This window comes from Terrabacter sp. NPDC080008, from assembly GCF_040702505.1.
GTDB lineage: Bacteria > Actinomycetota > Actinomycetes > Actinomycetales > Dermatophilaceae > Terrabacter.
Genome location: NZ_JBFBLC010000002.1, coordinates 720,524 through 746,021, shown reverse-complemented (window position 1 = coordinate 746,021; position 25,498 = coordinate 720,524). Strand labels below are relative to the sequence as shown.

The window sequence follows — 25,498 nt, the reverse complement described above, 5'->3', positions numbered from 1 at the left end:
CCCCGGTGCCCGCCGGCACCGCCAACTGACGAAGAGGCAACTCGCGTGAAGACCATCAGCGACCTCGGGGACCTGCGCGGCAAGCGCGTCCTCGTCCGGTCCGACCTCAACGTGCCGCTCGACGGCTCGACGATCACCGACGACGGCCGCATTCGCGCCTCGGCCCCCACGATCAAGACCCTGGCCGACGCCGGCGCCCGCGTCCTCGTCTGCGCCCACCTCGGCCGCCCCAAGGGCGCGCCCGAGGCCAAGTACTCGCTGGCCCCCGTCGCCGAGCGCCTCGGCGAGGTTCTCGGCACCGAGGTCCTCTTCGCCGAGGACACCGTGGGCGACGACGCCAAGGCCAAGGCGGCTGCGCTCGAGGACGGCCAGGTGCTGCTCCTCGAGAACCTCCGCTTCAACTCGGGCGAGACCGCCAAGAGCGACGACGAGCGCGCCGAGTTCGCCGGCGAGCTCGCCTCTCTCGCAGACGTCTTCGTGTCCGACGGCTTCGGGGTCGTGCACCGCAAGCAGGCGTCCGTCTACGACGTCGCCCGGCTGCTGCCGCATGCCACGGGTGGCCTCGTCTCGACCGAGGTCGACGTGCTGCGCCGCCTCACCAAGGACCCCGAGCGGCCGTATGCCGTCGTCCTCGGCGGTGCCAAGGTGTCCGACAAGCTCGGCGTCATCGGCAACCTGCTCGGCACCGCCGACCGCCTCCTCATCGGGGGCGGCATGGTCTTCACCTTCCTCGCCGCCCAGGGCCACGAGGTCGGCAAGAGCCTGCTCGAGGCCGACCAGATCGACACGGTCAAGGGCTACCTCGAGCGCGCCGAGGAGGAGGGCGTCGAGATCGTCCTGCCCGTCGACGTGGTGGCGGCCGACGCGTTCAGCGCCGACGCCGACCACGAGGTCGTCCCCGCTGACGCCATCCCGCCCGACCGCATGGGCCTCGACATCGGCCCGGAGTCCAGCCGGCTCTTCGCGCAGAAGCTCGCCGACTGCCGCACCGTCTTCTGGAACGGCCCGATGGGCGCGTTCGAGATGGCGCCGTACGCCGCCGGCACCAAGGCCGTCGCCGAGGCGCTCGTCGACGTGACGAAGGGCGGCGCGCTCACCGTCGTGGGCGGGGGCGACTCCGCGGCAGCCGTGCGTCAGCTCGGCTTCGCCGACGACAACTTCGGCCACATCTCGACCGGTGGCGGCGCGAGCCTCGAGTACCTCGAGGGCAAGGAGCTGCCGGGCCTGACCGTGCTCGAGGAGGGCGATGCCTGATGGCCAAGGACACCAAGCCGGTGGGGCGCGTCCCCCTGATGGCCGGCAACTGGAAGATGAACCTCGACCACCTGCAGGGCACGCACCTGGTGCAGAAGCTCGACTGGACCCTGCGGGACGCCAAGCACGACTACACCGCGGTCGAGGTCGCGGTGCTGCCCCCGTTCACCGACCTGCGCTCCGTGCAGACGCTCGTCGAGGGTGACAAGCTCGACCTGCGCTACGGCGCCCAGGACCTGTCGCCCCATGCCTCCGGCGCCTACACCGGTGACATCTCCGGAGCCTTCCTGGCCAAGCTCGGGTGCACCTACGTCGTCGTGGGCCACAGCGAGCGGCGCGAGGGGCACGGCGAGACCGACGCGGTCGTCAATGCCAAGGTCAAGGCGGCCTACGCGCACGGCCTCAAGCCGATCCTGTGCTGCGGCGAGGCGCTCGACGTGCGCAAGGAGGGCCGCCAGGTCGAGCACGTCCTCGAGCAGCTGCGCGCCGACCTCGACGGGGTCACCAAGGAGCAGGCGGCCTCGATCGTCATCGCCTACGAGCCCATCTGGGCCATCGGCACCGGCGAGGTCGCGACGCCCGACGACGCCCAGGAGGTGTGCGCCGCCATCCGCACGCTGCTCGCCGAGCTCTACAGCGGCGACGTCGCGGACGGCATTCGCCTGCTCTACGGCGGCAGCGTCAAGGCGGGCAACGTCGCCGCGATCATGTCGCAGGAGGACGTCGACGGCGCGCTCGTCGGCGGGGCATCGATCGACCCGACCGAGTTCGCGTCGATCTGCCGCTACCGCGACCACCTGACGACGTCCTGAGCGCCCGCGCCGATTCCCGGCGTTCGGCCGATGGGCACTCGGGCAGGTATCCTTGCCCGAGCCCCGGAACATGCCGGGGGAGGGGGCGACCGACCCCCGGTCCGCCGAGATCCCGACGATTTGGAGTGACCACGTGGATGCGGTTCGCATCGTGCTGCAGGTCCTGCTGGTGCTGTCCAGCCTGGTCCTGACGCTGTTCATCCTGCTGCACAAGGGCAAGGGCGGCGGCCTGTCCGACATGTTCGGCGGCGGCATGTCGACCTCCCTGGGCGGCTCGTCGGTGGCCGAGCGCAACCTCGACCGCTTCACGGTGGCCGTGGCCGTGGTCTGGGCGGCATCCATCATCGGTCTGGGCCTGTTGGCCCGCTTCGCGAGCTGAGAGGACGAGTAGATGGCCGGCGGTAACGCCATTCGTGGAAGTCGGGTCGGCGCCGGCCCGATGGGAGAGGCCGAGCGGGGCGACTCCGCTCCTCGCGTCCTCATCTCCTACTGGTGCTCCAACGGGCACGAGACGCGCCCGAGCTTCGCCGAGGAGCCCGGCATGGTCCTGCCCGAGACGTGGGACTGCCCGCGCTGCGGGCTGCCGGCCGGCCAGGACAAGGCCAACCCTCCGGCCGCGCCGAAGGTCGAGCCCTACAAGACGCACCTGGCCTACGTGAAGGAGCGGCGCAGCGACGCCGACGGCGAGGCGATCCTCGACGAGGCGCTGAGCAGCCTGCGCCAGCGGGGCCTCATCCAGTGAGCTAAGGGGTCACCCGCCGTGGTGACCCGATGACGAAGGGCCCGGGACGTCGTCCCGGGCCCTTCGTCCTGCCGTATGCCGTTGCGGCCGCTGGGCGTTCGCCGCCCGGTCAGCCCAATCTGGAGGCGGCCGCAGCATCGACGAGCCACAGTGTGGCGTCGGTGCCGCGAGGCCCCGCAGCGGGCACGTCCCACCGGTCGGTCCCGGGCGTGAGGGCGGCCGACACGGCTTCGGCCTTGTCCTCGCCGGAGACCAGGAACCACACCTCCCGGCTGCGCTCGAAGCACTCGAAGGTGAGGCTGACCCGATCCGGTGGCGGCTTGGGGGAGTCGTGCACGGCCACGGCGATGGCGTCGGTGGTGCGCTGCGCGGGGTGGTGCGGGAAGAGCGAGGCGACGTGACCGTCCGGCCCGACGCCGAACAGGACGAGGTCCCACTCGTGCTGCCCGTGCTCGCGGATGCTCTGTGCGTACGCGTCGGCGCTGGCCTCGGCGCTGTCGGAGGCGTCCGGACCCGCCACCCGGTGCACCTTCGCCGGGTCCAGGCCCAGGTCGCGCAGCCCCGCCTTGTCGTTCTGGGTGTCGTTGCGGTCGGGGTCGCCCGCGGGCAGGTAGCGCTCGTCGCCCCACCACACCCGCACGCGTGACCAGTCGACGGCCGAGCGGCCCGGCGTCCTCGCGGCCGAGGCGAGGATGGCCGACCCCATGGAACCGCCCGTGAGGGCGATCTGGGCCTCCGGCTTGCGCGTCTGCGCGTCGAGGAGCGCCGTCACCAGCCGGGCCCCGGCGGCGTCGGCGAGGGCCTGCTTGTCCGGGTGGACGACGACACGGGGCTCGGCGGTCACGACGCCGTCCCGCCCGACGCCTCGTCGGCCGGCGCCGGCCCGGCCGAGGCCGCCTTCGACGTCGACGTGGCCCTGCGCCGCGGCGCCGTGCCGGCCGTCGTCTTCTTCGCCGCAGCCTTGCGCGTGCCGGCCGTACTGCGGCCGGCCGTCTTCTTGGCGGCGCCGGAGGCCGAGCGCTTGCTCGGCGTGCGGGACGTACCGGTGGAGCTCGACGACCCGGACTTGGAGGCCGCTGACTCGCGGGCGCTGGCCTCGGCGGCCTTCTTGCGGTCCTTGGCGGCCTGCTTCTCGCGGGGAGTGCGCTTGCCGGCGAGCTTGCGAGCCGTCGCCTCCCGCACCTCGGACGTCTCGGCGTGCTCCGGTGCCGGGGGAGCGGAGATCATCGCGCTGGCGTCCTGGGCGGACTCGTCGCGACCCAGACGGCTGGCGAGCCTGCGCGCGGCGGCGATGTCGGGCGCCTTGCCGGCCTTGGCCGCGTCTGCAGCCGAGGAACGCACCGGACGCAGCTCGGTCAGGCCCTGGCAGAGCGCCTCGGCGTAGGCCTCGTCCGGGTCCAGGCGGCGCAGCTCGTCGGCGAGGCACTCGGGCAGCTCGCGGCGAGGCAGGTTGATGCGCCGGTCGGGCTGACCGGTCTGCGAGAGGGTGGCGATGACGTCGCCCGGGCGCACGAGGTCGATCGGCCCGCTCTCCCGCTCGAGGCGGACCGACGCGATGCCGGACCCGCGAGGGGTCGACACGCGGCGCACCTGCACCTTGAGGCGGCGGGCCAGCCAGGCCGCCAGCAGGTCGGAGGACGGCGAGTCGGGGGCACCGCTGACCACGGCCCCGGTGATCGGCTCGTAGGGCGGCTGGTCGAGCGCCGCGGCGAGCAGGCCGCGCCAGTGCGTGAGTCGCGTCCACGACAGGTCGGTGTCACCTGGCGCGTAGCTCGCCGCGCGCTTCTTCAGCGTCAGCCTGGGGTTGTGGGTCTCCGCGGCGTCGGTGATCCGGCGCTGGGCCATGGCGCCGATGGGGTCCTGGGCGACGTCCTCGGGGGCCTTGCCCGGCCACCAGGCCACGATGGGGGAGTCGGCCAGCAGCAGCGGCATGACGACGCTCGGGCCGTGGTTGGCGAGGGCGCCGTAGAGCCGCAGGACCACGATCTCGGAGGCGCCGGCGTCGCCGCCGAGCCGGATCTGGGCGTCGAGGCGGTTGCGCCCGCGGCGCTCACCGGGAATGACGACGATGATGCGGCACGGGTGCTGACGGCTCGCCTGGTTGGCGGCGTCGATGGCCTCCTGCGCGTCGGTGTCCTCGACGACGATGACCAGGGTGAGCACCCGGCCCAGTGCCATCGCGCCGACCTCGTTGCGCAGCCGAACGAGCGTCTTGCTGATGCCCGTCGTCGTGGTGTCGGTCAGGTCCCTGATCACGGCATCCTCCAGACGCGTCCGTCACGCGCGAGCATCTCGTGGGCCGACGGCGGCCCCCACGTTCCGGCGGGGTACTGCTCGGGCTTGCCGTTCCTGGCCCAGTGCTCCATCAGCGGGTCGAGGATGCGCCAGGACAGCTCGACCTCCTCGTGGCGGGGGAAGAGCGGCGGCTCGCCCAGCAGTACGTCGAGGATGAGGCGTTCGTACGCCTCGGGCGAGGCCTCGGTGAACGACGAGCCGTAGCCGAAGTCCATCGTGACGTCACGCACCTCCATCTGCGCGCCCGGCACCTTGGAGCCGAAGCGCAGCGTGACGCCCTCGTCGGGCTGCACGCGGATGACGATGGCGTTCTGGCCGAGCTCCTCGGTCGCGGTGTGCTCGAACGGCAGGTGGGGTGCCTTCTTGAAGACGACCGCGATCTCGGTCACGCGCTTGCCCAGCCGCTTGCCGGTGCGCAGGTAGAAGGGGACACCCGCCCAGCGGCGGGTGTCGACCTCGAGGGTGACCGCTGCGAACGTCTCGGTCACCGACTCCGGGTCGACGCCGTCCTCCTGCAGGTACCCCACCACCTCCTCCGCGCCCTGCCAGCCGGCGGCGTACTGCCCGCGGGCGGCGTGCTTGTCGAGGTTGGAGGGCAGGCGCACGGCGGAGAGCACCTTCTCCTTCTCGGCGCGTAGGTCCTTGGCGTCGAAGGAGACCGGCTCCTCCATCGCCGTCAGGGCGAGGAGCTGGAGCAGGTGGTTCTGGATGACGTCGCGGGCTGCGCCGATGCCGTCGTAGTAGCCGGCGCGGCCGGCGATGCCGATGTCCTCGGCCATCGTGATCTGCACGTGGTCGACGTAGTTGGCGTTCCACACCGGCTCGAAGAGCTGGTTGGCGAAGCGCAGCGCCAGCAGGTTCTGGACCGTCTCCTTGCCGAGGTAGTGGTCGATGCGGAACACCGAGTCGGGCGGGAAGACGCCCTCGACGATCTCGTTGAGCTGCTGGGCGCTCTTGAGGTCGTGGCCGAAGGGCTTCTCGATGATGACGCGGCGCCAGCTGTCGCCCTCGGACTTGGTGAGGCCGCACCGCTCGAGCTGCTCGCAGACGGTGGCGAAGAAGCTCGGCGGGACCGAGAGGTAGAAGGCGTGGTTGCCTCCGGTGCCGCGGTCCCGGTCGAGCTCGTCGACCGTCTTGGCGAGCAGGTCGAAGGCGGCCGGGTCGTCGAACGTGCCCGGCACGAAGCGGAACCCCTCGCTGAGGTTGCGCCAGACGTCCTCGCTGAAGGGGGTGCGCGCGTGCTGCTTGACGGCGTCGTGGACGACCTGGCCGAAGTCCTGGGTGGCCCAGTCGCGGCGCGCGAAGCCGACGAGCGAGAAGCCCGGCGGCAGCAGGCCGCGGTTGGCGAGGTCGTAGACCGCCGGCATCAGCTTCTTGCGCGCGAGGTCGCCGGTGACACCGAAGAGCACGAGCCCGCAGGGCCCGGCGATGCGGGGCAGGCGGCGGTCCTCGGCGGTGCGCAGCGGGTTGTGCCCGTGGGAGACGCGGGCCGGACTCATGCACGTCCTCCTGCCAGCAGGACCTCGCGCAGCTGCGCGAGCCCTGCGTCGTGGTCGGTCAGGTGCAGCTGCAGGACGGGACGACCGTGATCTGCGAGGACCGCAGCGTCGCCGCCCGCCTGGGAGGCGATGAAGTCGCCGAAGGTGAAGTCCCGGCCCGGGATGGACAGGTCCTCCTTGGGGGCGGCGGTGATCTGCAGGTAGACACCGACCGCGGGACCGCCCTTGTGGAACTGGCCGGTCGAGTGGAGGAAGCGCGGGCCCCAGCCGAAGGTCGTGGGGCGCTCGGTGCGCTTGGCGAGCGGCACGCGGCAGTCGGCGAGCTCGGCGTCGGCGAGCCGGTCGAGATAGGCCATGACGGCGACGTAGCCGTGCTCGGGGTCGAGCTGCGCGAAGAGCGCGTCGAGCGCGGCCGGGACGGTGCGTGCGTCGCCGAGCCAGTCACCAGAGCCGCCGAGGGCCCGGATCTCGACGGCACCGTCGGTGGCGGCTGCCTCCGCGGCAGCGCCGGTGCCCTGGTCGAGCAGCTCGCGGGCCGCCTTCTTGGCGCTCTCAACGTCGGGCTGGTCGAAGGGGTTGATGCCGAGCAGTCGTCCGGCGACCGCGGTCGCCACCTCCCACAGGAGCAGCTGGGCACCCAGTGTGCCGCCCACGCGTACCTCGGAGGCCGCGTCGGACGACGGGGACTCCTCGTCGGCGGCGACGAGACGGGCGACCGTCACGTCGGTGGCGGGCCAGGTCACCTCGGGGTCGTCGACGCCGCCGACGACGACCGGGAGCAGGCCGGTGCCGTTCTTGCCGGTCGACTCGGCGATGAGCTGCTCGGCCCAGTCGGCGAATCCGACGATGCCGGAGCCCTCGTCGACGAGGACGAGCTTGTCGCGCAGCGGGTCGGTGCCGCCGATGGCTGCCCCGAGGCGCAGACCCGGGTTGGCCTCGTCGTCGGCGGCCAGCAGATCGGCGACCGACTCGGCGTCGTCGAGCAGGGCCTCGATGTCGACACCGGCGAGACCGCTCGGCACGAGGCCGAAGGCGGTCAGGGCGGAGTAGCGACCTCCGACGTCGGGGTCGGCGTTGACGACGCGGTAGCCCTTGTCGCGCGACTCCTTGTCGAGGGGGCTGCCCGGGTCGGTGACGACGACGATGCGCGAGGCCGGGTCGATGCCGGCGTCGGTGAAGGCCTGCTCGTAGGCGCGGCGCTGGGAGTCGGTCTCGACGGTGGAGCCGGACTTGCTCGAGACGACGACGACCGTGTGGGCGAGGTCGTCACCGAGGGCACGGCGGACGTAGTCGGGGTCGGACGAGTCGAGGACGACCAGCGGCTTGCCTGCCGTGGCGCAGATGACCTCTGGCGCGAGCGAGGAGCCGCCCATGCCGCAGAGCACGACGTGGGTCAAGCCCTGCTCGACGAACGACCCATGCAGCGCGGCGATCTCGCCGACCAGGGGGCGCGACGAGCGGGGCAGGCCCACCCACGACAGGCGGATCCGCGACTCGGACTCGGCCTCGGGACCCCACAGGGTGGCGTCCTGCTCGAAGAGCCGGCTGGCGACGGAGTCGTCGACGAGGGTCGGCACGTGCCGCCCGATCGCGTCCGCCGCAGCCCCTGATGCGCTGACGGACAGCGAGCTCATGCGCTCACCTTCTCCATCTCCGCGGTCACGCCGTCGAGCAGCTCGCCCCAGGCCTTCTCGAATTTGTCGACACCCTCGCTCTCGAGCAGGTCGACGACCTCGGTGTAGGAGATGCCCAGGCGCTCGAGGTCGTCGAGCAGGTTGCTGGCCTGCTCGTAGCCGCCGGTCACGGTGTCGCCGTGGATGTCGGCGTGGTCGGCGGTCGCCTCGAGCGTCTTGCCCGGCATCGTGTTGACGACGTCGGCGGCGACGAGCTCGTCGACGTACATCGTGTCGGGGTAGGCCGGGTCCTTGACGCCGGTCGAGGCCCACAGGGGGCGCTGGACGTTGGCGCCCGCCTCGGCGAGCGAGCCCCACCGGGAGGTCGCGAAGACCTCCTCGAAGGCCTGGTAGGCCAGGCGCGCGTTGGCCAGGCCCGCCTTGCCCTTGAGTCCGCGGGCCTCGTCGGTGCCGATGGCATCGAGGCGCTTGTCGATCTCGGTGTCGACGCGCGATACGAAGAACGAGGCGACCGAGTGGATCTGCGAGAGGTCCTTGCCGTTGGCACGCGCCCGCTCGAGCCCCTCGAGGTAGGCGTTCATGACGGCCCGGTAGCGCTCGAGGGAGAAGATCAGCGTCACGTTGACGCTGATTCCCTCGGCGATGGCAGCGGTGATGGCCGGCAGGCCGGCCTTCGTGGCCGGGATCTTGATGAGAACGTTGGGCCGGTCGATGTCGGCGTAGAGCTGCTTGGCCTGCTCGACCGTCTTGTCGGTGTCGTGGGCGAGGCGCGGGTCGACCTCGATGGACACGCGGCCGTCGACACCCTTCGTCGACTCGTAGAGCGGCAGGAACAGGTCGCAGGCGTGGCGCACGTCCGACGTGGTCAGCTCGTGCACGACCTCGTCGACGCCCTTGCCGGCCTTGGTCAGCTCGGCCAGGTCCTCGTTGTAGCGCTCACCCTTGGACAGGGCGGCCTGGAAGATGGACGGGTTGGAGGTGACGCCGACGACGTTGCGCTCCTCGATGAGCTCGGAGATCTTGCCGGTCTCGATCAGCTCACGGGAGAGGTCGTCGAGCCAGATGGAGACGCCGGCTTCGCTGAGGGCCTGGGTGTTCGGGTTGGTCATGCTCACTTCCCCTTGCTCGGTGCGGATGCGGCTGCTGCCTCGGCTGCGTTGCCGCTGCCGGTCTGCGCGTCGGCGCCCATGACGTCGGTGGAGGCGCTCTGGGCTGCGCGGGCCGGGTTGGTCTCGGTGACCCCCGGTGCCGTCGTGGCGGCACCGCGCGCGGCTTTGATGGAGTCCTTCGCCGCCTTGACGACGGCCTCGGGCGTGAAGCCGAACTCGCGGAACAGCGTGGCCTGGTCGGCGGAGGCGCCGAAGTGCTCGATGCTGACGCAGCGGCCGGCGTCACCGACCACGTCGTGCCAGCCCATCGAGACCCCCGCCTCGACGCTGACGCGGGCGCGGACTGCCGGAGGCAGAACCTTGTCCTGGTAGGAACGGCTCTGCTTCTCGAACCATTCCCGGCAGGGCATCGACACGACGCGCGTCGCGATCTTCGACTTCTCGAGGCGCTCGGCGGCCGCGACCGCCAGCTGCACCTCGGAGCCCGTGGCCACCAGGATGACGTCGGGGTCGCCGGCACGGGACTCCTCGACGAGGACGTAGGCGCCCTTGGCGACGCCGCTGACCTTGCCGAACTTCGTCCGGTCCCACGTGGGGACGGGCTGGCGCGTCAGGCACAGCGCGGCGGGGCCGTCGCTGCGCGTGAGGATCTGGGCCCACGCGGCCGCCGTCTCGTTGGCGTCGGCGGGGCGCACGACGTCGAGGCCGGGGATCGCGCGCAGGGCCGCGAGGTGCTCGATCGGCTGGTGCGTCGGGCCGTCCTCGCCGAGACCGATGGAGTCGTGCGTCCACACGTAGGTGACGGGAGCCTGCTGGATGGAGGCGAGGCGCACGGCGGGTCGCATGTAGTCGGAGAACACGAGGAACGTGCCGCCGTAGGGGCGGGTCAGGCCCTCGAGCGCGATCCCGTTGAGGATCATGCCCATGCCGTTCTCGCGGATGCCGAAGTGCAGGGTGCGCCCGTAGGGACCGCCCTTCCACTCGCGGGTCTGCTTGCCCTTGGGGATGAAGGAGGGCTGGCCGTCCATCGTCGTGTTGTTGGACTCGGCGAGGTCGGCCGAGCCGCCCCACAGCTCGGGCATGACGTCGGCGAGGGCGGTGAGCACCTTGCCGGAGGCCGCGCGGGTGGCGACGCCCTTCTCGTCGGCGGGGAACGTCGGCAGCGCCTTCTGCAGCCCGGCCGGCGCCTTGCCGGCGAGGATGCGGTCGAGCAGCTCGGCGCGGTCCGGGTTGGCCTTGCGCCAGGCCTTGAAGGACTTGTCCCACTCGCGGTGGGCGGCCTTGCCGCGCTTGACGACGTCGCGGGCGTGCTTGAGCACCGCCGGCTCGACGACGAACGACTTCTTCGGGTCGAAGCCGAGCAGCTCCTTGGTGGCGCCGATCTCCTCGTCGCCGAGGGCCGAGCCGTGGGACTTGCCGGTGTTCTGCTTGGTGGGGGCGGGCCACGCGATGATCGTGTGCAGCCGGACGAGCGTCGGCTTGTCGGTGACCTTCTCGCCCGAGCGGATCGCGGCGAGCAGCGCGTCGACGTCCTCGACGTAGGTCGCGCCGTCGGCGTCCTTGCGCCAGTCGACGTCGACGACGTGCCAGCCGTAGGCCTCGAAGCGCGCGGCGACGTCCTCGCTGAAGGCGATGTCCGTGTCGTCCTCGATGGAGATCTGGTTGGCGTCGTAGACGACCGTGAGGTTGCCGAGCTCCTGGTGGCCGGCGAGGGCGCAGGCCTCGTGCGAGACGCCCTCCTGCATGTCGCCGTCGGACGCGATCACGTAGACGTGGTGGTCGAAGGGGCTCGTGCCCGGCTTGGCGTCGGGGTCGAAGAGCCCGCGCTGGCGGCGCTGGGCCATGGCCATGCCGACGGCAGAGGCGAGGCCGGAACCGAGCGGGCCGGTGGTGATCTCGACGCCGGGGGTGTGGTGGACCTCGGGGTGGCCCGGGGTCTGGGAGCCCCAGGTGCGCAGCGCCTTGAGGTCGTCGAGGCCGAGGCCGTAGCCGCTCAGGTAGAGCTGGATGTACTGCGTGAGGCTCGAGTGCCCGCACGAGAGCACGAAGCGGTCACGGCCGAGCCAGGTGGGGTCGGACGGGTCGTGCGTCATGACGTTCTGGTAGAGCAGGTAGGCGAGCGGGGCCAGTGACATGGCCGTGCCGGGGTGCCCGTTGCCGACCTTCTGCACGGCGTCGGCGGCGAGCAGGCGCACGGTGTCGACCGCCCGCACGTCGAGGTCGGACCAGCCGGCCTTCTTCGCGACGGGCAGGGGCAGGCCGGGGTCGCGCTGTGCCAGCAGTCCCTTCGTCTTCGCCGAGGTGCGGGATCGGGTGGGCTTCGTCGCCGTGGGGGCGGTGCTGGACGCAGCAGTGGGCACGAACGGGTCTCCTTCGGCAGAGTTGGTCGCGTACGGCCACGAGCCTAGTCCCCGCGTTGTGAGGCAGGACACCTCGCCCGAGGGGCGGTAGGGAGCGAGGCCATGTGCGGTGTCAGCCGTCCTCCTCGACGGTCTAGACTTGCAGCGCAATGCTCTCGTACCCCCGGGTCGGAGCGACGTACCAGCGGTGAGGATCTTCGTGACAACGGTGGACCCACGCGCCGATCTCTCGGCGCTGCACGGTCCGGACGGCAGCGGGCTGAGGTTCCTCCTCGGACAGTACGTCTCGCTGATGAAGCCGCGGATCATCGAGCTGCTCCTCATCACGACGATCCCCGTGATGTTCCTTGCGGAGCAAGGGGTTCCGAACCTCTGGCTCGTGGTGGCGACGGTGCTCGGCGGCACGCTCTCGGCGGGAGCGGCCAACACCCTCAACTGCTACATCGACCGCGACATCGACGCGGTGATGCACCGCACGAGCCGCCGACCGCTCGTCACCGGCACCATCACCCCGCGGGGTGCGCTCGTCTTCGGCGTCGCCCTGGCGGTCGCGTCGACGCTGTGGCTCGGCCTGCTCGTCAACTGGCTGAGCGCCGGGCTGGCGCTGGCCGCGCTGCTCTTCTACGTCCTCGGCTACACGCTGGTGCTCAAGCGCCGCACCTCCCAGAACATCGTGTGGGGTGGCGCCGCCGGCTGCATGCCGGTCCTCATCGGCTGGTCCGCGGTCACGAACTCGCTGAGCTGGTCGGCGTTCATCCTGTTCCTCGTCATCTTCTTCTGGACGCCGCCGCACTACTGGCCGCTGTCGATGCGCTACAAGGACGACTACGCCAACGCGCACGTGCCGATGCTGCCGGTCGTCGAGCGGTTCGTCGTCGTGGCGAAGCAGGTCGTCGCCTACTCGTGGGCCATGGTGCTGACGTCGCTGGCGCTCATCCCGGTGCAGCACGTCGGCTGGGTCTACACCGTCGCGGCGCTGGTCTCGGGCGCGCTGTTCCTGGGGGAGGCGCACCGGCTGCTGGGGCGGGCTCGCGCCGGCGCCGCCGAGGACGTCCTGAAGCCCATGCGCCTCTTCCACTTCTCCATCACCTACCTCACGATCCTCTTCGTGGGCGTGGCTCTGGACCCCGTCTGGCACCTGCCGCTGCCGTTCTTCTCCTGACCTCGCGCGCGTCACACAGCCTCCCGAGGGCGTATGCCGTCCGCCCGGCTCAGGTGGTCGGCGTGCCGTTCTCGAGGTAGAGCGTGTCGCCGGTGTGGCGGTGCAGGGTCTGCAGCAGGCGCTCGTTGTAGGGCGCGACGCGTCCGGGCCAGTCGCCGGGCGTGGTCCAGTGCACGGCACGGATCTCCCGCTGCTGCAGGTGCGCCCGGTCGAGCTCCTCGGGCTCGACGGTGCCGAGGTCGAAGACGAAGACGGTCGCGTCGGCCCATCCCAGCAGCGCTGGGAGCCAGTTGACGGCGAGCAGCCGGCCGGGGGTCACCGAGAGGTCGAGCTCCTCGCGGACCTCACGCACGACACAGGCGGCGGGGGACTCGTGACGGTCGACGACCCCGCCGGGAAGGTCCCACTCGCGCTTGTAGACCAGCTCGCAGAGCAGGATCCCGCCGGTGGGCGAGCGCAGCACGCCCTGGCCGATGGCGCGCTTGGTCGGGAGGGTCGAGTCGAGCATGGCCGTGAAGCCCTCGCGGGAGTCGGGGTGGGCGTCGCCGCGCTGCCGCCCGAGGACGAGCGTGTCCTGCGGGACCCCCGCGAGCGTCGCGTTGCCTCGCAGCAGCCCTTCCCGGCGCAGGCCGGCCCGCATCGCGGTGCGCACGGAGGCCCGGTTGTCCGGGTTGACGTGGGCCTCGACGCGCTCGAGCGCCAGCGCGTCGAAGGACCACTCGACGAGCAGGCGGACCGCTCGCCAGCCGAGCCCGCGACCGCGGAACGGCGCGTAGACCGCCCACGAGAGGACTCCCACGCGGCCGTCCTGGAGGCGCACGTCGACCGTCCCGGCGACCTGGCCACGCCACTCGACGACGAAGGTCGCCTTGACCCGGTCGGTCCACTCCCGGCCGGTGCGCTCGATCCAGGACCGGTGCTCCTCCTCGGGGGGCTCGATGGCGGGGAAGTCGAACCAGCGGGCGATCTCGGCGTCGTGCAGCCCGCGCGTGGCATCGCTGTCCTCGAGGCGCCACGGGCGCAGCACGAGCTCGCCGTCGCGCAGGGTCGGCTGGTCGGTCACGAGGCCAGCGTAGGCGGCCGTGCAACGCGGGCCGTCAGACCGGGTGCCGCCTCGTGGACAGGACTCCGAAGGTCAGCGCCACGACGAGCAGGCTCGCGCCGAGCATGTGCACGAGGACCAGGAGCTCCGGGAGCTGGGTGAAGTACTGGACGTAGCCGATGACACCCTGGGCCAGCGTGACGACGAGGACCGTCGTCCAGGCGCGTCGGGCCTCCTCGGTGTGCGCGGCGATGCGCACGGCCACGAGCGTGGCGACGACGAGCCCGCAGAAGAGCATCACCGCGTCGGCGTGCAGCCAGGACACCATTCGAGGGTCGAACCCGGTGCGCGCCGGCCGTTCGGCGTCGCCGGAGTGCGGTCCCGAGCCCGTGACGACGGTGCCGAGCACGAGGACGGTGGCGCCGAGGGCGCTGGTGACGAACGCGAGCCTGCGGGCGAGGGGATGGACGACGAGCTCACCCGGGGCGGACACGTCGTCCCGGGCCCCGCGCACGACGATCGCCGAGAGCGCCACGAGCACCATGGAGAGCAGGAAGTGCCCCATGACGGTCCAAGGGTTGAGCCCGGTGAGCACCGAGATGCCGCCGAGCACGGCCTGGGCCGGGATGCCGGCCAGCACGCCGATGGCCGCCCACTGCAGCCGCCGACGGTCCGGCCATCGCGTCAGCACGGCCCAGACAGTGGCGAAGGCCAGGATGACGACCACGTAGGTGAGCAGGCGGTTCCCGAACTCGACGAGCTCGTGGTAGCCGCTGGCCGCGTGGCGCACGGGCGTGAACGAGCCCGGCTGGCACTCGGGCCAGGTGCTGCAGCCGAGACCGCTGCCCGTCAGGCGGACGATGCCGCCGGTGACGACGATGCCCACCTCGGCGACGAGGTTGGCCAGGAGCAGGGGGCGCACCCAGCGGGGTGGGGCTGCAGGGAGCCGGCCCGCAATCCGGGCGAGGCGACTGGGGCTCGTCCGGGGGGCGGCCTCGGTCACGGTTCGCGTGGAGGACACGACGCAAGGGTATGCCGCGCGGCGCCGTGGTCCCCAATCGCTGGACACCGCCACGCGCTGCCGTCGCAGGCCCGTCCGGCCGTCCGCTGCGCCGACCCTCAGGAGCCTGGGAAGCCCCGTGCGGCCCGGGCCCCACGGCACGCGGGCTCAGGCGAGGCCGTGCCAGACGACCGCCGAGCCCGCGTGGCCGGCGAGGACCACGGTCACGAGGGAGGCCAGGGCCGCGACGACCACGACGACGCCGACCAGCACGTCGAGGGAGTGACGGCGCGACGCCTCCTCGCCCGGTGGCCGGAGCAGCCACAGGCCCACGAGGGCCACGACCATGAAGAGGAAGCAGGCGAGCTTGGCGCGGTCGCCCCACTCGACGTGCTCACCGAGCAGCTGCGAGTCGGTGGTGGCTGCACGCGCCGCGAGCACCCGGCGTTGGAGGGCCTCGCCGCTCTCCGCGGCCACGAACGCGGTGACCCCGGAGATCACCGCCCCGGCGGCGGCCGGCCAGCGCAGGGTGCGTCGCCAGGTGGGGCGCACGACGTAGGCGATCGAGCACAGCACGGCGAGCGGGACGAAGACGACCACGGCATGGATCACCAGCGCGTGCATCGGGAGTCCGAAGATGTAGTCGAACACGTGCCCTCCAGGTTGGGTCAGGTCGCCCTCAGCGCAGCACGCCGGGCGAACCGCCGTCGTGCCCCGGCTCCTCGTCGAGCGCGGTCTCGTGGTGCCGTGGCTGCAGTCTGTCCGACTCCGGCTGCTTCAGTCGTCGAAGCGGAACAGACGCGCCGCGAGGGCGGTGGCGAGCACGCCCCACACGAGGACGACGCCGAGGGCGGCCAGGTTCAGCTGCCCGTGCTGGAGGGCGGACCGCAGGCCGTCTGCCAGGCCGGCGGAGGGCAGGACGCTCGCCAGGTGCGACAGCCCGGCGGGGAGCTCGGAGCGGGGCACGATGACGCCACCGAGACCGAGCAGCACCACCCAGAGCAGGTTGGCGACCGCGAGCACCGCCTCCGCCCGCAGCGTGCCGGCGAGCAGGAGGGCCAGGGCCACGAAGGCCCACGTGCCCGCGACGACGAAGAGGACGGCATACGGGATGCCGGAGGCCTGCGGTCGCCAGCCGAGGAGGAGTCCCAGCACGCCGATGACGGCGATCTGGACCGCCTCGACGACGAATGTCGCGACGGCCTTGGCGGCCACCAGGCCACCCCGGCCGAGCGGGGTCACGCCGAGGTAACGCAGCACCGCGTAGCGGCGGTCGAACCCGGTGGCGATGGCCTGGGAGGTGAAGGCCGCGGAGATGACGCACAGGGCGATGACCCCCGGCGTCGCCACGTCGATGCGCGGACCGGGCCCGAGGGACGGCGACGTCGTGGCGTTCAGCCCGACGAGCGCCATCGCCGGCAGCACGAGGGAGACGAGCAGCTGCTCGCCGTTGCGCAGCAGGCTGCCGACCTCGAAGCCCGCCTGGGCCAGGACGCGTCGCAGGGGTGACGCGGCGCCGGACAGGGTAGGCGTCGCGGTGGTCGGGGGGGTGCTCACGCGGCTCCCTTGCGGGTCAGGCTGAAGTAGACGTCCTCGAGGGAACGGCCGCCCGTCACCGACTCCGGCGCTCCCTCGGCGACGGTGCGTCCGGCGTTCATGATGACGAGGTGGTCGGCGAGCCGCTCGGCCTCCTCGAAGGAGTGGGTCGTGACGACGACGGTCGCGCCGGCGTCCCGCTGCTCGGTCACGAGGTCCCACACCTCGAGACGGCCGTGCGGGTCGAGGCCGGCGGCGGGCTCGTCGAGGAAGAGCACCTCGGGCCGGCCCAGCAGCGAGGCGGCGAGGGCAAGCCGCTGTTTCTGGCCGCCGGAGAGCCGGCGCACGGTGGTCGAGGCGAAGTCGGTCACCCCGAGTCGCCGCGCCACGGTGTCGACCTCGACCGGTTCGGCGTAGAAGCGCGCGAGGTGGTGCAGCAGGCGCAGCGGCTTCGTGCCGTTGGGCAGGCCGCCGGCTTGGAGCATGACCCCGACGCGAGCCCGGTGGTCGGGACCGGCCTGCCACGGATCGGTGCCCAGGACGCGCACGCTCCCACCGTCCGGACGACCCAGCCCGACCGCGCACTCGATCGCGGTCGTCTTGCCGGCGCCGTTGGGTCCGAGCACGGCCGTGATGCGACCCGCGGGGGCCGACCACGTGAGCCCGTCGAGCGCCGCGACCGAGCCGAAGGAGCGGCGAAGGTCGGACAGTGTCACCGCTGCGGTCATGGCTCATGAGTCTAGGCTCGGGCCCAGCGTCCCACTCATCCGGCATGCATCCGGCCCGACCGACGGAGCCCCTCCCGTGAAGACCTCCCCGTCCACCTCGTTCGTCCCTGCCTCGGCGACCCTGCCGGCCGGGGGGCCCTCGTGAGCGGCGCCACCCCCGGCAGCCGGCCCCGAGGGCGCAACCGCGTCAGCCGCGGGATCCGGCTCGTCTCGGCGACAGGCGCCCGGGTCATCCCCCTGGAGCGGCTCAACCCGCGGGTGCGCGCGCGAGCGACCCTGCCCAGCCTCTTCACCCTCGGCAACATGCTGTGCGGGTTCTCGTCGGTGCTGCTCTCCTTCCAGGGGCACTTCCGCACCGCGGCGGTGCTCATCGGCATCTCGATCGTGCTCGACATCTGCGACGGCGCGGTGGCCCGCGCGGTGGGGGCCATCACGCCCTTCGGCCTGCAGTTCGACTCGCTCGCCGACCTCATCTCCTTCGGGATCGCACCCGCGGTCCTCGTCTACACCTGGGCGCTCCCTGCCTATCCGGTGTGGGCCTGGGCCGGGGCGATGTTCTGGCTGGCGTGTGCCGCCTACCGCCTGGCCCGCTTCAACGTGACCATCGACCCGCTCGCGGACAAGCGCTACTTCGTGGGCCTGGCCAGCCCGGGTGCGGCGGGCGTCGTCATCTCGACGGTCCTGGCCATCGGCGACCCGCTCTACGACTGGGCGCCGCTCGTGCCGGTCGCCGCGGGCGTCGTGCCGGCGGCCCTGATGGCGACCTCGTTCCGGTTCCGGTCCTTCCGCGACCTGCTGTCGCCGCGGCACCTGCGGATCACGGTCCCGCTCGCGGTGGTCATCGTGCTCGGGCTCGTCCTCTTCCCCGGGGCCACCGGCATGGCGCTCGCCTACGGCTACGTCCTTACCTGCCCGCTCGGCTGGGCGACGGCCCCACTGCGTCGCCGTTGGTTCGGCGACGATGCGGTGGCGCCGCCCCGCACCCGGATGCCGTCGGTGATCATGCCGCCGGAGGACGACGAGTCGGACGAGTCGGAGGGGTCCGACGAGTCCGAGGACTTCGAGGACGGCTGTGTCGACGGCACCGAGGACTCGGACGACCTGCACGGCACGCCTCGGGGCCGCTGACGATCTGGGACGGTTCGGTGGGGTTAGGGGCTCCTAACTGGAGTGGAGGGCCCAATTACGTCACAATGGTGTGGTGTTTTTCGGTGAGCACCCGGCGCGGGGCGCGAAGGACGGCGAGGACGGTCAGCACGTCTCGCCGCTCGAGTCCCGCACGCGCTCGCGCGTGCTCCACATGGTGTCCGCCGACGGACCCATCACCGCCGCCGAGCTCGGTCGCCACCTCGACCTGACGCCGGCCGCCGTCCGCCGCCACCTCGACCCGCTCGTCGAGCAGGGTGCGGTCGTCCCGCACGAGCCCACGGGAGGGCGCCGTGGCCGCGGGCGCCCGGCTCGCGCGTACGTCGTCTCCGACGCCGGCCACAGCGCCCTCGAGGCCGACTACGACTCGCTCGCCGTCGAGGTGCTCCGCTACCTCGAGGCCACCGCCGGCCCGGCCGCGGTCGGCGACTTCGCGCGCACCCGCGTGCGCGCGCTCGAGGAGCGGTATGCCGCCCGCCTGGCCGCCGCGGGCGACGAGCCCGGCGCTCGTGCCGAGGTGCTCGTCGAGGCGCTCAGCGAGGACGGCTTCGCCGCCACGGCACGGCCCGTGGGTGCCGGCGGCCTGACCGGGGTGCAGCTGTGCCAGGGCCACTGCCCGGTGCAGCAGGCCGCCGCCGAGTTCCCGGCGTTCTGCGAGGCCGAGACCGACGCCTTCTCCCGCCTCCTCGGGGTGCACGTCCAGCGCTTGGCGACCCTCGCCGGTGGGCACCACGTCTGCACGACCTTCGTCCCCACCGGCGGAATCGGGCTGCGCAGCCGGAAGACCGAGCAGCCTTCCGGTGTTGTCGCCTCCGGCGCCCCCACCTCGACCGACCCCCGCACCACCCAGACCACCGTCACCACGTCACGAACCGACACGCTCACGCACGTTCAGGAAGGTTCCTCATGACCACCCACATCGAAGAGCTGAACCCCGGCCTCAAGGGCATCGGCACCTACGAGTACGGCTGGGCCGACGCCGACGTGGCCGGTGCCACCGCGCGTCGCGGGCTCAACGAGGAGGTCGTGCGCGACATCTCCGCCCGCAAGAACGAGCCGGAGTGGATGACCAGGCTGCGCCTGAAGGGCCTCTCGCTCTTCGGCAAGAAGCCCATGCCGGCCTGGGGCTCCGACCTGACCGGCATCGACTTCCAGAACATCAAGTACTTCGTGAAGTCCACCGAGAAGCAGGCGACCTCGTGGGAGGAGCTCCCCGAGGAGATCCGCAACACCTACGACCGCCTCGGCATCCCGGAGGCCGAGAAGCAGCGCCTGGTCGCCGGTGTCGCCGCGCAGTACGAGTCCGAGGTCGTCTACCACCAGATCCGTGAGGACCTCGAGGCCCAGGGCGTCATCTTCCTCGACACCGACACGGCGCTGAAGGAGCACGAGGACCTCTTCCGCGAGCACTTCGCGACCGTCATCCCGGCCGGCGACAACAAGTTCGCCGCGCTCAACACGGCCGTGTGGTCGGGCGGCTCGTTCATCTACGTGCCCAAGGGCGTCCACGTCGACATCCCGCTGCAGGCGTACTTCCGCATCAACACCGAGAACATGGGCCAGTTCGAGCGGACCCTGATCATCGCCGACGAGGGCTCCTACGTGCACTACGTCGAAGGCTGCACGGCGCCGATCTACAAGTCGGACTCGCTGCACTCGGCCGTCGTCGAGATCATCGTCAAGAAGAACGCCCGCGTGCGCTACACGACCATCCAGAACTGGTCCAACAACGTCTACAACCTCGTCACCAAGCGCGCCACCTGCGAGGAGGGCGCCACGATGGAGTGGGTCGACGGCAACATCGGCTCCAAGGTGACGATGAAGTACCCCGCCGTCTTCCTCATGGGCGAGCACGCCAAGGGCGAGACGCTCTCGATCGCCTTCGCCGGCGAGGGCCAGCACCAGGACACCGGCTCCAAGATGGTCCACGCGGCTCCCAACACCAAGAGCTCGATCATCAGCAAGTCCGTCGCCCGGGGCGGTGGCCGCGCGAGCTACCGCGGCCTCGTGCAGGTCCTCGAGGGCGCCTCGCACTCGGCCTCCACGGTGCGCTGCGACGCGCTGCTCGTCGACACGATCAGCCGCTCCGACACCTACCCCTACGTCGACATCCGCGAGGACGACGTCTCGATGGGCCACGAGGCCACGGTCTCGAAGGTGTCCGAGGACCAGCTCTTCTACCTGATGTCCCGCGGCATGGCCGAGGACGAGGCGATGGCGATGATCGTGCGCGGCTTCATCGAGCCGATCGCGCGCGAGCTGCCGATGGAGTACGCCCTCGAGCTCAACCGCCTCATCGAGCTGCAGATGGAAGGAGCCGTCGGCTGATGGGCCTCCTGGCTGACCCGACGACCCAGACGACCGACACCCCCGAGACCCAGCAGAGCGAGACCACGGTGCCCGACGCCGCCACCACCAGCACCCTGCCGGGTGCCACCGCCCACACCGACTCGGCCGCCGCCTTCGTGCCCGACCAGTCGCGCGCCGAGCGCACGGCGTCCTTCGACGTCGACGCGTTCCCGCTGCCGAGCGGCCGCGAGGAGGACTGGCGCTTCACGCCCGTCAAGGCGCTGCGCGACCTGCTGGCCGAGGGCGCGAGCGGTCACCTCGAGATCGGCACGAAGCTGCCCGAGGGCGTGACGACCTCGACGATCACGTCCGCCGAGGCCCAGGCGCTCGGCATCCTCCCGCCGCAGGACCGCGCGGCCGTCGTGGCCGGTGCCGCCGTCGACGGTGCGCTGCTGCTCGACATCCCGGCCGAGGCCGAGCTGGCCGAGCCCGTACGCCTGTCGCTGGCGGGTGCCGACGGCGAGCCCGTCCATGGTCATGTCGTCGTGCGCGCGGGCCGGTTCTCGAAGGCCACGGTCGTGCTCGAGCACACCGGCTCGGCCCGCTACTCGCAGCTCGTCTCGGTCGTCACCGACGACGGCTCCGACCTCACGGTCGTGTCGGTGCAGCGCTGGGCCGACGACGCCCAGCACCTGGCCCAGCACGACGCCCTCGTGGGACGCGACGCCCGCTACAAGCACCTGTCGGTGACCCTGGGCGGAGCCGTCGTCCGCGTCAACGCCAACGTGCGCTACGCCGGCCCCGGCGGTGACGCGACCCTGCTCGGCGTCTACTTCGCCGACGCCGGCCAGCACCTCGAGCACCGCTCGTACATCGACCACAACGCCCCGCACTGCAAGAGCCGCGTCACCTACAAGGGCGCGCTCCAGGGCGAGACCGCCCGCACCGTCTGGGTCGGCGACGTGCTGATCCGCGCCGAGGCCGAGGGCACCGACACCTACGAGCTCAACCGCAACCTCGTGCTCACCGACGGCGCCCGCGCCGACTCGGTGCCGAACCTCGAGATCGAGACCGGCGAGATCGAGGGAGCCGGACACGCCTCTGCCACAGGGCGGTTCGACGACCTGCAGCTCTTCTACCTCCAGTCGCGCGGCATCACCGAGGACGAGGCCAAGCGCCTCGTCGTGCGCGGCTTCTTCGCCGACATCATCCGCGAGATCCCGCTCGCCGACCTGCGCGACGAGATCACCGCGGCGATCGAGGAGGAGCTCGCGTCGACGGCATACGCGAGCCCGACCCAGCAGACCCCCAGCACCCCCAGCACGAACAAGGAGAACTGACCCATGAGCACGCTCGAGATCAAGGGACTGACGGTCTCGGTCGAGACCGAGGACGGCCCCAAGGAGATCCTGCGCGGGGTCGACCTCACCGTGAAGTCGGGGGAGACGCACGCGATCATGGGCCCCAACGGCTCCGGCAAGTCGACGCTCGCCTACAGCATCGCCGGCCACCCGAAGTACACCGTCACCGGCGGCACCGTGACCCTCGACGGCGAGGACGTCCTCGCGATGAGTGTCGACGAGCGCGCCCGCGCCGGCCTCTTCCTCGCCATGCAGTACCCCGTCGAGGTCCCCGGCGTCACGGTCAGCAACTTCCTGCGCACGGCCAAGACGGCCGTCGACGGCGAGGCCCCGAAGCTGCGCACGTGGGTCAAGGACGTCAAGGAGGCCATGGGCAACCTGCGCATGGACCCCGCCTTCGCCGAGCGCAACGTCAACGAGGGCTTCTCCGGTGGCGAGAAGAAGCGCCACGAGATCCTCCAGATGGAGCTGCTCAAGCCCAAGGTGGCCGTCCTCGACGAGACCGACTCGGGCCTCGACGTCGACGCGCTCAAGATCGTCTCCGAGGGCGTCAACCGCGCCAAGGACGCGACCGACCTCGGCGTGCTGCTCATCACGCACTACACGCGGATCCTGCGCTACATCAAGCCCGACTTCGTGCACGTCTTCGTCGACGGCAAGGTCGTCGAGGAGGGTGGCCCCGAGCTGGCCGACCGCCTCGAGGACGAGGGCTACGACCGCTACCTCACCGCAGCGCAGCCTGCGTCGGCGGAGGCCTGAGCCGGATGACCGGCGTCCTGCCGTTCACGGACGGGGAGCTCGCCGCGATCCGCGGCGACTTCCCGATCCTGGCGCGCACGGTGCGTGACGGCAGGCCGCTCGTCTACCTCGACTCGGGCGCCACGTCGCACAAGCCCGTCGCGGTCCTCGACGCCGAGCGCGCCTTCTACGAGCAGCACAACGCCGCGGTCCACCGGGGCGCGCACCAGCTCGCCGAGGAGGCGACCGACGACTTCGAGGCCGCCCGCGCCACCATCGCGTCGTTCATCGGTGCGCCGGCCCACGAGGTCGTCTTCACCAAGAACGCCACCGAGGCGCTCAACCTCGTCGCCTACGCGTTCTCCAACGCGGCGCCGACCGACGAGCCCAAGGACGAGCGGTTCGTGCTCGGTCCCGGTGACGAGATCCTCGTGACCGAGATGGAGCACCACGCCAACCTCGTGCCCTGGCAGGAGCTCGCCCGCCGCACCGGAGCCACGTTGCGGTGGGTGCCGGTCGGTGCCGACGGCGCGCTCGACCTGACCGACCTCGACGACCTGCTGACCACGCGTACCAAGGTCTTCGCGTTCACGCACGTCTCCAACGTGCTCGGCACCGTCAACCCGGTCAGCGAGCTCGCTCGGCGTGCCCACGAGGTCGGCGCGCTCGTCGTCGTCGACGCCTGCCAGTCGGTGCCGCACCTGCCGGTCGACGTCGCAACCCTCGGGGCTGACTTCCTCGCCTTCAGCGGCCACAAGATGTACGGCCCGATGGGGGTCGGCGTCCTCTGGGGACGTGCCGAGCTGCTCGAGGTCATGCCGCCGTTCCTGACGGGTGGCTCGATGATCGAGCTCGTAACGATGGAGCGCTCGACGTACGCGCCCGCGCCGCAGAAGTTCGAGGCCGGCGTGCCCAACGCCGCCCAGGCCGTGGGGCTCGCCGCCGCCGTCCGGTGGATCGAGGCGATCGGCATCGAGCGCATGCACGCGCACGAGGCCGCGCTCGTCGACCTGCTGCAGCGGGGCCTGGCCGAGCGCCCGTGGGTGCGGGTCGTCGGGCCGCCGCTCGGCACCGGTCGCGGCGGTGCCGTCGCGTTCGTCGTCGAGGGCGTGCACGCCCACGACGTCGGGCAGGTGCTCGACGATGCCGGTGTGGCCGTACGCGTGGGGCACCACTGCGCCTGGCCGCTGCACCGCGCGCTGGGTGCGCCTGCCACGACGCGCGCGTCCTTCGCCGTGCACAACACGGTGGCCGACGTCGAAGCGCTGCTCGCGGCGCTCGACCGGGTCCCGGCGATCTTCGGACTCGAGACCGAGAGGGAGGCGAGCTGATGGACCTCTACCAGGAGCTGATCCTCGAGCACTCCAAGCGCCCGCACCACGCCGGCCTGCGTGAGCCGTTCGACGCCGAGGTGCACCACATCAACCCGACGTGCGGTGACGAGGTGACCCTGCGGGTCGACGTCACCGGCACCGGCGGCGATGCCGTGGTCTCCGACGTGTCGTATGCCGCCCAGGGCTGCTCGATCTCGGTGGCGAGCTCGTCGGTGCTCGCCGAGGAGGTCATCGGTCACCCGGTGTCCGAGGCCCTCGAGACCTTCGAGGCGATGCGGGCCATGCTGACCTCCCGCGGCACGGTGCCCGGCGACGAGTCGGTCATCGGCGACGGCGTCGCCTTCGCCGGCGTCTCGAAGTACCCCGCGCGCGTCAAGTGCGCCCTGCTCGGCTGGACCGCCTTCACCGACGCCCTGGCGCAGGCCGGCGTCGACATCTCGTCCACGACTTCCTCGTCCCCGCAAGGAGTTTCCTCATGAGCCAGACCGCAACCCCGCCCAACGTGGCCGACGTCGAGGAGGCCCTGCGCGACGTCGTCGACCCCGAGCTCGGCATCAACGTCGTCGACCTGGGCCTCGTCTACGGCATCACCGTCGACGCCCAGTCGCACGCCGTCATCGACATGACCCTCACGTCGGCCGCCTGCCCGCTGACCGACGTCATCGAGGACCAGACCGCCCAGGCGCTCGAGGGCCTCGTCACCACGCACCGCATCAACTGGGTGTGGATGCCGCCGTGGGGCCCCGACAAGATCACCGAGGACGGCCGCGAGCAGCTGCGCGCGCTCGGCTTCAACCTCTGAGACCGCACCCGCCGCGATCGTGACGTCCCGCGTGGTCGAGGTCGCCCCCGAGCGGTTCGGCCGCTGGATGGCCGGCTTCGCCGAGCGACACGGCACCTACGACGCCGCCGAGGAGGAGACTCCCGGCGGCGTCGTCGTGTCTGCGCGGGCGGCCGACGGCTCGACCGTGGTGGCCACGCCCTTCGAGCATGACCCGCTGGGCGTCGTGCTCGTCAGGCGGGGTGGGTATGCCGTGGGGCTGTCTCGCGGGCACGCGTTCGTCGCGTCGAAGGTCGGCACGCGTCACGTGCAGTCCCGCACCGCCGCCGGGGGCTGGTCCCAGCAGCGTTTCGCCCGGCGCCGGGGCAAGCAGGCCGACGAGCTCGTCGGCGCCGTGGTCGGGCACGCCCGGCGGATCCTGCTCGGGGACGACGAGTCGCCGCGCGAGGGAGCGGGCGGCATACCCCGTGGCCTCGTCGTCGGAGGAGACCGCACCCTCGTGCGCGAGGTTCTCGAGGCATCTGCCCTGCGGGCATTGCAAGGACTGCCGACACGGGAGCTCTACGACCTGCCCGACCCGCGGCGCGAGGTCCTCGAGAACGCCCTGCGCCGGGGGCGGGCCGTGCGGGTGGCGCTCACCGAGGTCGAGGCGGGTCGGCAGGGGTGATGCGACCGG

General features: G+C 71.8%; 25 protein-coding genes. 14 read left to right on the top strand and 11 right to left on the bottom strand.

The features are described from left to right. The first annotated feature begins 45 nt into the window (after positions 1 to 45). The 4 genes from AB0316_RS09510 to AB0316_RS09495 all read left to right on the top strand — a co-directional run bounded on the left by AB0316_RS09510 (position 46) and on the right by AB0316_RS09495 (position 2,808). On the top strand, positions 46 to 1,254 hold the full coding sequence (locus AB0316_RS09510; RefSeq protein WP_366272535.1) for a phosphoglycerate kinase: 1,209 nt from the start codon (positions 46 to 48) through the stop codon (positions 1,252 to 1,254). Then, entirely contained in the window at positions 1,254 to 2,066 is an 813-nt protein-coding gene (gene tpiA / locus AB0316_RS09505) for a triose-phosphate isomerase (RefSeq protein WP_366272533.1), read from the top strand. The genes AB0316_RS09510 and tpiA overlap by 1 nt, the downstream gene beginning before the upstream one ends. Before the next feature lie 133 nt (positions 2,067 to 2,199). Next, entirely contained in the window at positions 2,200 to 2,445 is a 246-nt protein-coding gene (secG, locus tag AB0316_RS09500; protein ID WP_366272531.1) for a preprotein translocase subunit SecG, read from the top strand. Positions 2,446 to 2,457: 12 nt separating this feature from the next. Then, a complete protein-coding gene (locus AB0316_RS09495) occupies positions 2,458 to 2,808 on the top strand; it encodes an RNA polymerase-binding protein RbpA (protein WP_366272529.1) in 351 nt (116 codons plus the stop codon). Positions 2,809 to 2,917: 109 nt separating this feature from the next. Here the strand turns inward: AB0316_RS09495 and pgl are convergent, their stop codons facing one another. Genes pgl through tkt form a run of 6 tightly spaced genes read right to left on the bottom strand, consistent with a single transcriptional unit; the run spans position 2,918 to position 11,705 of the window. Further along, positions 2,918 to 3,652, bottom strand: coding sequence for a 6-phosphogluconolactonase (gene pgl, locus AB0316_RS09490; protein WP_366272527.1), 735 nt, complete (start codon positions 3,650 to 3,652; stop codon positions 2,918 to 2,920). Then, a complete protein-coding gene (gene opcA, locus AB0316_RS09485; RefSeq protein ID WP_366272525.1) occupies positions 3,649 to 5,064 on the bottom strand; it encodes a glucose-6-phosphate dehydrogenase assembly protein OpcA in 1,416 nt (471 codons plus the stop codon). Before opcA ends, pgl begins: the two co-directional genes overlap by 4 nt. Continuing rightward, a complete protein-coding gene (gene zwf, locus AB0316_RS09480) occupies positions 5,061 to 6,602 on the bottom strand; it encodes a glucose-6-phosphate dehydrogenase (RefSeq protein ID WP_366272524.1) in 1,542 nt (513 codons plus the stop codon). Before zwf ends, opcA begins: the two co-directional genes overlap by 4 nt. Beyond that, positions 6,599 to 8,236, bottom strand: coding sequence for a glucose-6-phosphate isomerase (locus AB0316_RS09475; protein ID WP_366272522.1), 1,638 nt, complete (start codon positions 8,234 to 8,236; stop codon positions 6,599 to 6,601). The genes zwf and AB0316_RS09475 overlap by 4 nt, the downstream gene beginning before the upstream one ends. Next, the gene (gene tal / locus AB0316_RS09470; protein WP_366272520.1) at positions 8,233 to 9,345 is read right to left on the bottom strand and encodes a transaldolase; all 1,113 of its coding nucleotides are present in this window, start codon (positions 9,343 to 9,345) and stop codon (positions 8,233 to 8,235) included. Before tal ends, AB0316_RS09475 begins: the two co-directional genes overlap by 4 nt. A 2-nt stretch (positions 9,346 to 9,347) precedes the next feature. After that, positions 9,348 to 11,705, bottom strand: coding sequence for a transketolase (gene tkt, locus AB0316_RS09465; RefSeq protein ID WP_366272518.1), 2,358 nt, complete (start codon positions 11,703 to 11,705; stop codon positions 9,348 to 9,350). A 235-nt stretch (positions 11,706 to 11,940) separates the two neighbouring features. On the opposite strand from tkt, the gene AB0316_RS09460 reads away from it, so the two are divergent. Further along, positions 11,941 to 12,867 (top strand): heme o synthase, encoded by a 927-nt coding sequence (locus tag AB0316_RS09460; protein WP_366272841.1) that lies wholly within the window; start codon positions 11,941 to 11,943, stop codon positions 12,865 to 12,867. A 49-nt stretch (positions 12,868 to 12,916) separates the two neighbouring features. Here AB0316_RS09460 and AB0316_RS09455 read toward each other — a convergent pair whose 3' ends face one another. From AB0316_RS09455 to AB0316_RS09435, 5 genes are all read right to left on the bottom strand, one after another. Beyond that, positions 12,917 to 13,930 carry an NUDIX hydrolase gene (locus AB0316_RS09455; RefSeq protein WP_366272517.1) on the bottom strand — a complete coding sequence of 338 codons (1,014 nt, stop codon included), beginning with the start codon at positions 13,928 to 13,930 and terminating at the stop codon, positions 12,917 to 12,919. 34 nt (positions 13,931 to 13,964) lie between these two features. Beyond that, positions 13,965 to 14,930 carry a COX15/CtaA family protein gene (locus AB0316_RS09450; RefSeq protein ID WP_366272515.1) on the bottom strand — a complete coding sequence of 322 codons (966 nt, stop codon included), beginning with the start codon at positions 14,928 to 14,930 and terminating at the stop codon, positions 13,965 to 13,967. Positions 14,931 to 15,077: 147 nt separating this feature from the next. Next, complete coding sequence (locus AB0316_RS09445) at positions 15,078 to 15,560, bottom strand: DUF2231 domain-containing protein (protein WP_366272514.1); 483 nt, start codon at positions 15,558 to 15,560, stop codon at positions 15,078 to 15,080. Positions 15,561 to 15,686: 126 nt separating this feature from the next. Next, positions 15,687 to 16,466 carry an ABC transporter permease gene (locus tag AB0316_RS09440; protein WP_366272512.1) on the bottom strand — a complete coding sequence of 260 codons (780 nt, stop codon included), beginning with the start codon at positions 16,464 to 16,466 and terminating at the stop codon, positions 15,687 to 15,689. After that, positions 16,463 to 17,173, bottom strand: coding sequence for an ABC transporter ATP-binding protein (locus AB0316_RS09435; RefSeq protein ID WP_366272510.1), 711 nt, complete (start codon positions 17,171 to 17,173; stop codon positions 16,463 to 16,465). The genes AB0316_RS09440 and AB0316_RS09435 overlap by 4 nt, the downstream gene beginning before the upstream one ends. Before the next feature lie 141 nt (positions 17,174 to 17,314). Here AB0316_RS09435 and AB0316_RS09430 point away from each other — a divergent pair, with 141 nt between their 5' ends. The 9 genes from AB0316_RS09430 to AB0316_RS09390 all read left to right on the top strand — a co-directional run bounded on the left by AB0316_RS09430 (position 17,315) and on the right by AB0316_RS09390 (position 25,489). Next, positions 17,315 to 18,301: a phosphatidylcholine/phosphatidylserine synthase gene (locus tag AB0316_RS09430; RefSeq protein WP_366272509.1), complete on the top strand. Its 987-nt coding sequence runs from the start codon at positions 17,315 to 17,317 to the stop codon at positions 18,299 to 18,301. A gap of 73 nt (positions 18,302 to 18,374) precedes the next feature. Further along, positions 18,375 to 19,229 carry a helix-turn-helix domain-containing protein gene (locus AB0316_RS09425; protein ID WP_366272507.1) on the top strand — a complete coding sequence of 285 codons (855 nt, stop codon included), beginning with the start codon at positions 18,375 to 18,377 and terminating at the stop codon, positions 19,227 to 19,229. Beyond that, the gene (gene sufB / locus AB0316_RS09420; protein WP_366272505.1) at positions 19,226 to 20,647 is read left to right on the top strand and encodes a Fe-S cluster assembly protein SufB; all 1,422 of its coding nucleotides are present in this window, start codon (positions 19,226 to 19,228) and stop codon (positions 20,645 to 20,647) included. Before AB0316_RS09425 ends, sufB begins: the two co-directional genes overlap by 4 nt. Then, on the top strand, positions 20,647 to 21,948 hold the full coding sequence (gene sufD / locus AB0316_RS09415) for a Fe-S cluster assembly protein SufD (protein WP_366272503.1): 1,302 nt from the start codon (positions 20,647 to 20,649) through the stop codon (positions 21,946 to 21,948). Before sufB ends, sufD begins: the two co-directional genes overlap by 1 nt. Before the next feature lie 3 nt (positions 21,949 to 21,951). After that, positions 21,952 to 22,728 (top strand): Fe-S cluster assembly ATPase SufC, encoded by a 777-nt coding sequence (sufC, locus tag AB0316_RS09410; protein WP_366272502.1) that lies wholly within the window; start codon positions 21,952 to 21,954, stop codon positions 22,726 to 22,728. Between the two features lie 5 nt (positions 22,729 to 22,733). Further along, positions 22,734 to 24,038 (top strand): SufS family cysteine desulfurase, encoded by a 1,305-nt coding sequence (locus AB0316_RS09405; protein WP_366272501.1) that lies wholly within the window; start codon positions 22,734 to 22,736, stop codon positions 24,036 to 24,038. Continuing rightward, complete coding sequence (gene sufU / locus AB0316_RS09400; RefSeq protein WP_366272499.1) at positions 24,038 to 24,520, top strand: Fe-S cluster assembly sulfur transfer protein SufU; 483 nt, start codon at positions 24,038 to 24,040, stop codon at positions 24,518 to 24,520. The genes AB0316_RS09405 and sufU overlap by 1 nt, the downstream gene beginning before the upstream one ends. Then, positions 24,517 to 24,843, top strand: a complete 327-nt coding sequence (locus tag AB0316_RS09395) for a metal-sulfur cluster assembly factor (RefSeq protein ID WP_142185264.1) — start codon at positions 24,517 to 24,519, stop codon at positions 24,841 to 24,843. The genes sufU and AB0316_RS09395 overlap by 4 nt, the downstream gene beginning before the upstream one ends. A 19-nt stretch (positions 24,844 to 24,862) precedes the next feature. Continuing rightward, complete coding sequence (locus AB0316_RS09390; RefSeq protein WP_366272496.1) at positions 24,863 to 25,489, top strand: acVLRF1 family peptidyl-tRNA hydrolase; 627 nt, start codon at positions 24,863 to 24,865, stop codon at positions 25,487 to 25,489. Positions 25,490 to 25,498 lie beyond the last annotated feature (9 nt).

Bases quoted from the DNA above. Each gene is read 5' to 3' on its own strand.
- AB0316_RS09395 (WP_142185264.1), top strand. From the start codon at position 24,517: ATGAGCCAGACCGCAACCCCGCCCAACGTGGCCGACGTCGAGGAGGCC.
- AB0316_RS09435 (WP_366272510.1), bottom strand. From the start codon at position 17,173: ATGACCGCAGCGGTGACACTGTCCGACCTTCGCCGCTCCTTCGGCTCG.
- tal (WP_366272520.1), bottom strand. From the start codon at position 9,345: ATGACCAACCCGAACACCCAGGCCCTCAGCGAAGCCGGCGTCTCCATC.
- AB0316_RS09475 (WP_366272522.1), bottom strand. From the start codon at position 8,236: ATGAGCTCGCTGTCCGTCAGCGCATCAGGGGCTGCGGCGGACGCGATC.
- AB0316_RS09405 (WP_366272501.1), top strand. From the start codon at position 22,734: ATGACCGGCGTCCTGCCGTTCACGGACGGGGAGCTCGCCGCGATCCGC.
- sufC (WP_366272502.1), top strand. From the start codon at position 21,952: ATGAGCACGCTCGAGATCAAGGGACTGACGGTCTCGGTCGAGACCGAG.
- sufD (WP_366272503.1), top strand. From the start codon at position 20,647: ATGGGCCTCCTGGCTGACCCGACGACCCAGACGACCGACACCCCCGAG.
- zwf (WP_366272524.1), bottom strand. From the start codon at position 6,602: ATGAGTCCGGCCCGCGTCTCCCACGGGCACAACCCGCTGCGCACCGCC.
- sufU (WP_366272499.1), top strand. From the start codon at position 24,038: ATGGACCTCTACCAGGAGCTGATCCTCGAGCACTCCAAGCGCCCGCAC.
- AB0316_RS09495 (WP_366272529.1), top strand. From the start codon at position 2,458: ATGGCCGGCGGTAACGCCATTCGTGGAAGTCGGGTCGGCGCCGGCCCG.
- tpiA (WP_366272533.1), top strand. From the start codon at position 1,254: ATGGCCAAGGACACCAAGCCGGTGGGGCGCGTCCCCCTGATGGCCGGC.
- sufB (WP_366272505.1), top strand. From the start codon at position 19,226: ATGACCACCCACATCGAAGAGCTGAACCCCGGCCTCAAGGGCATCGGC.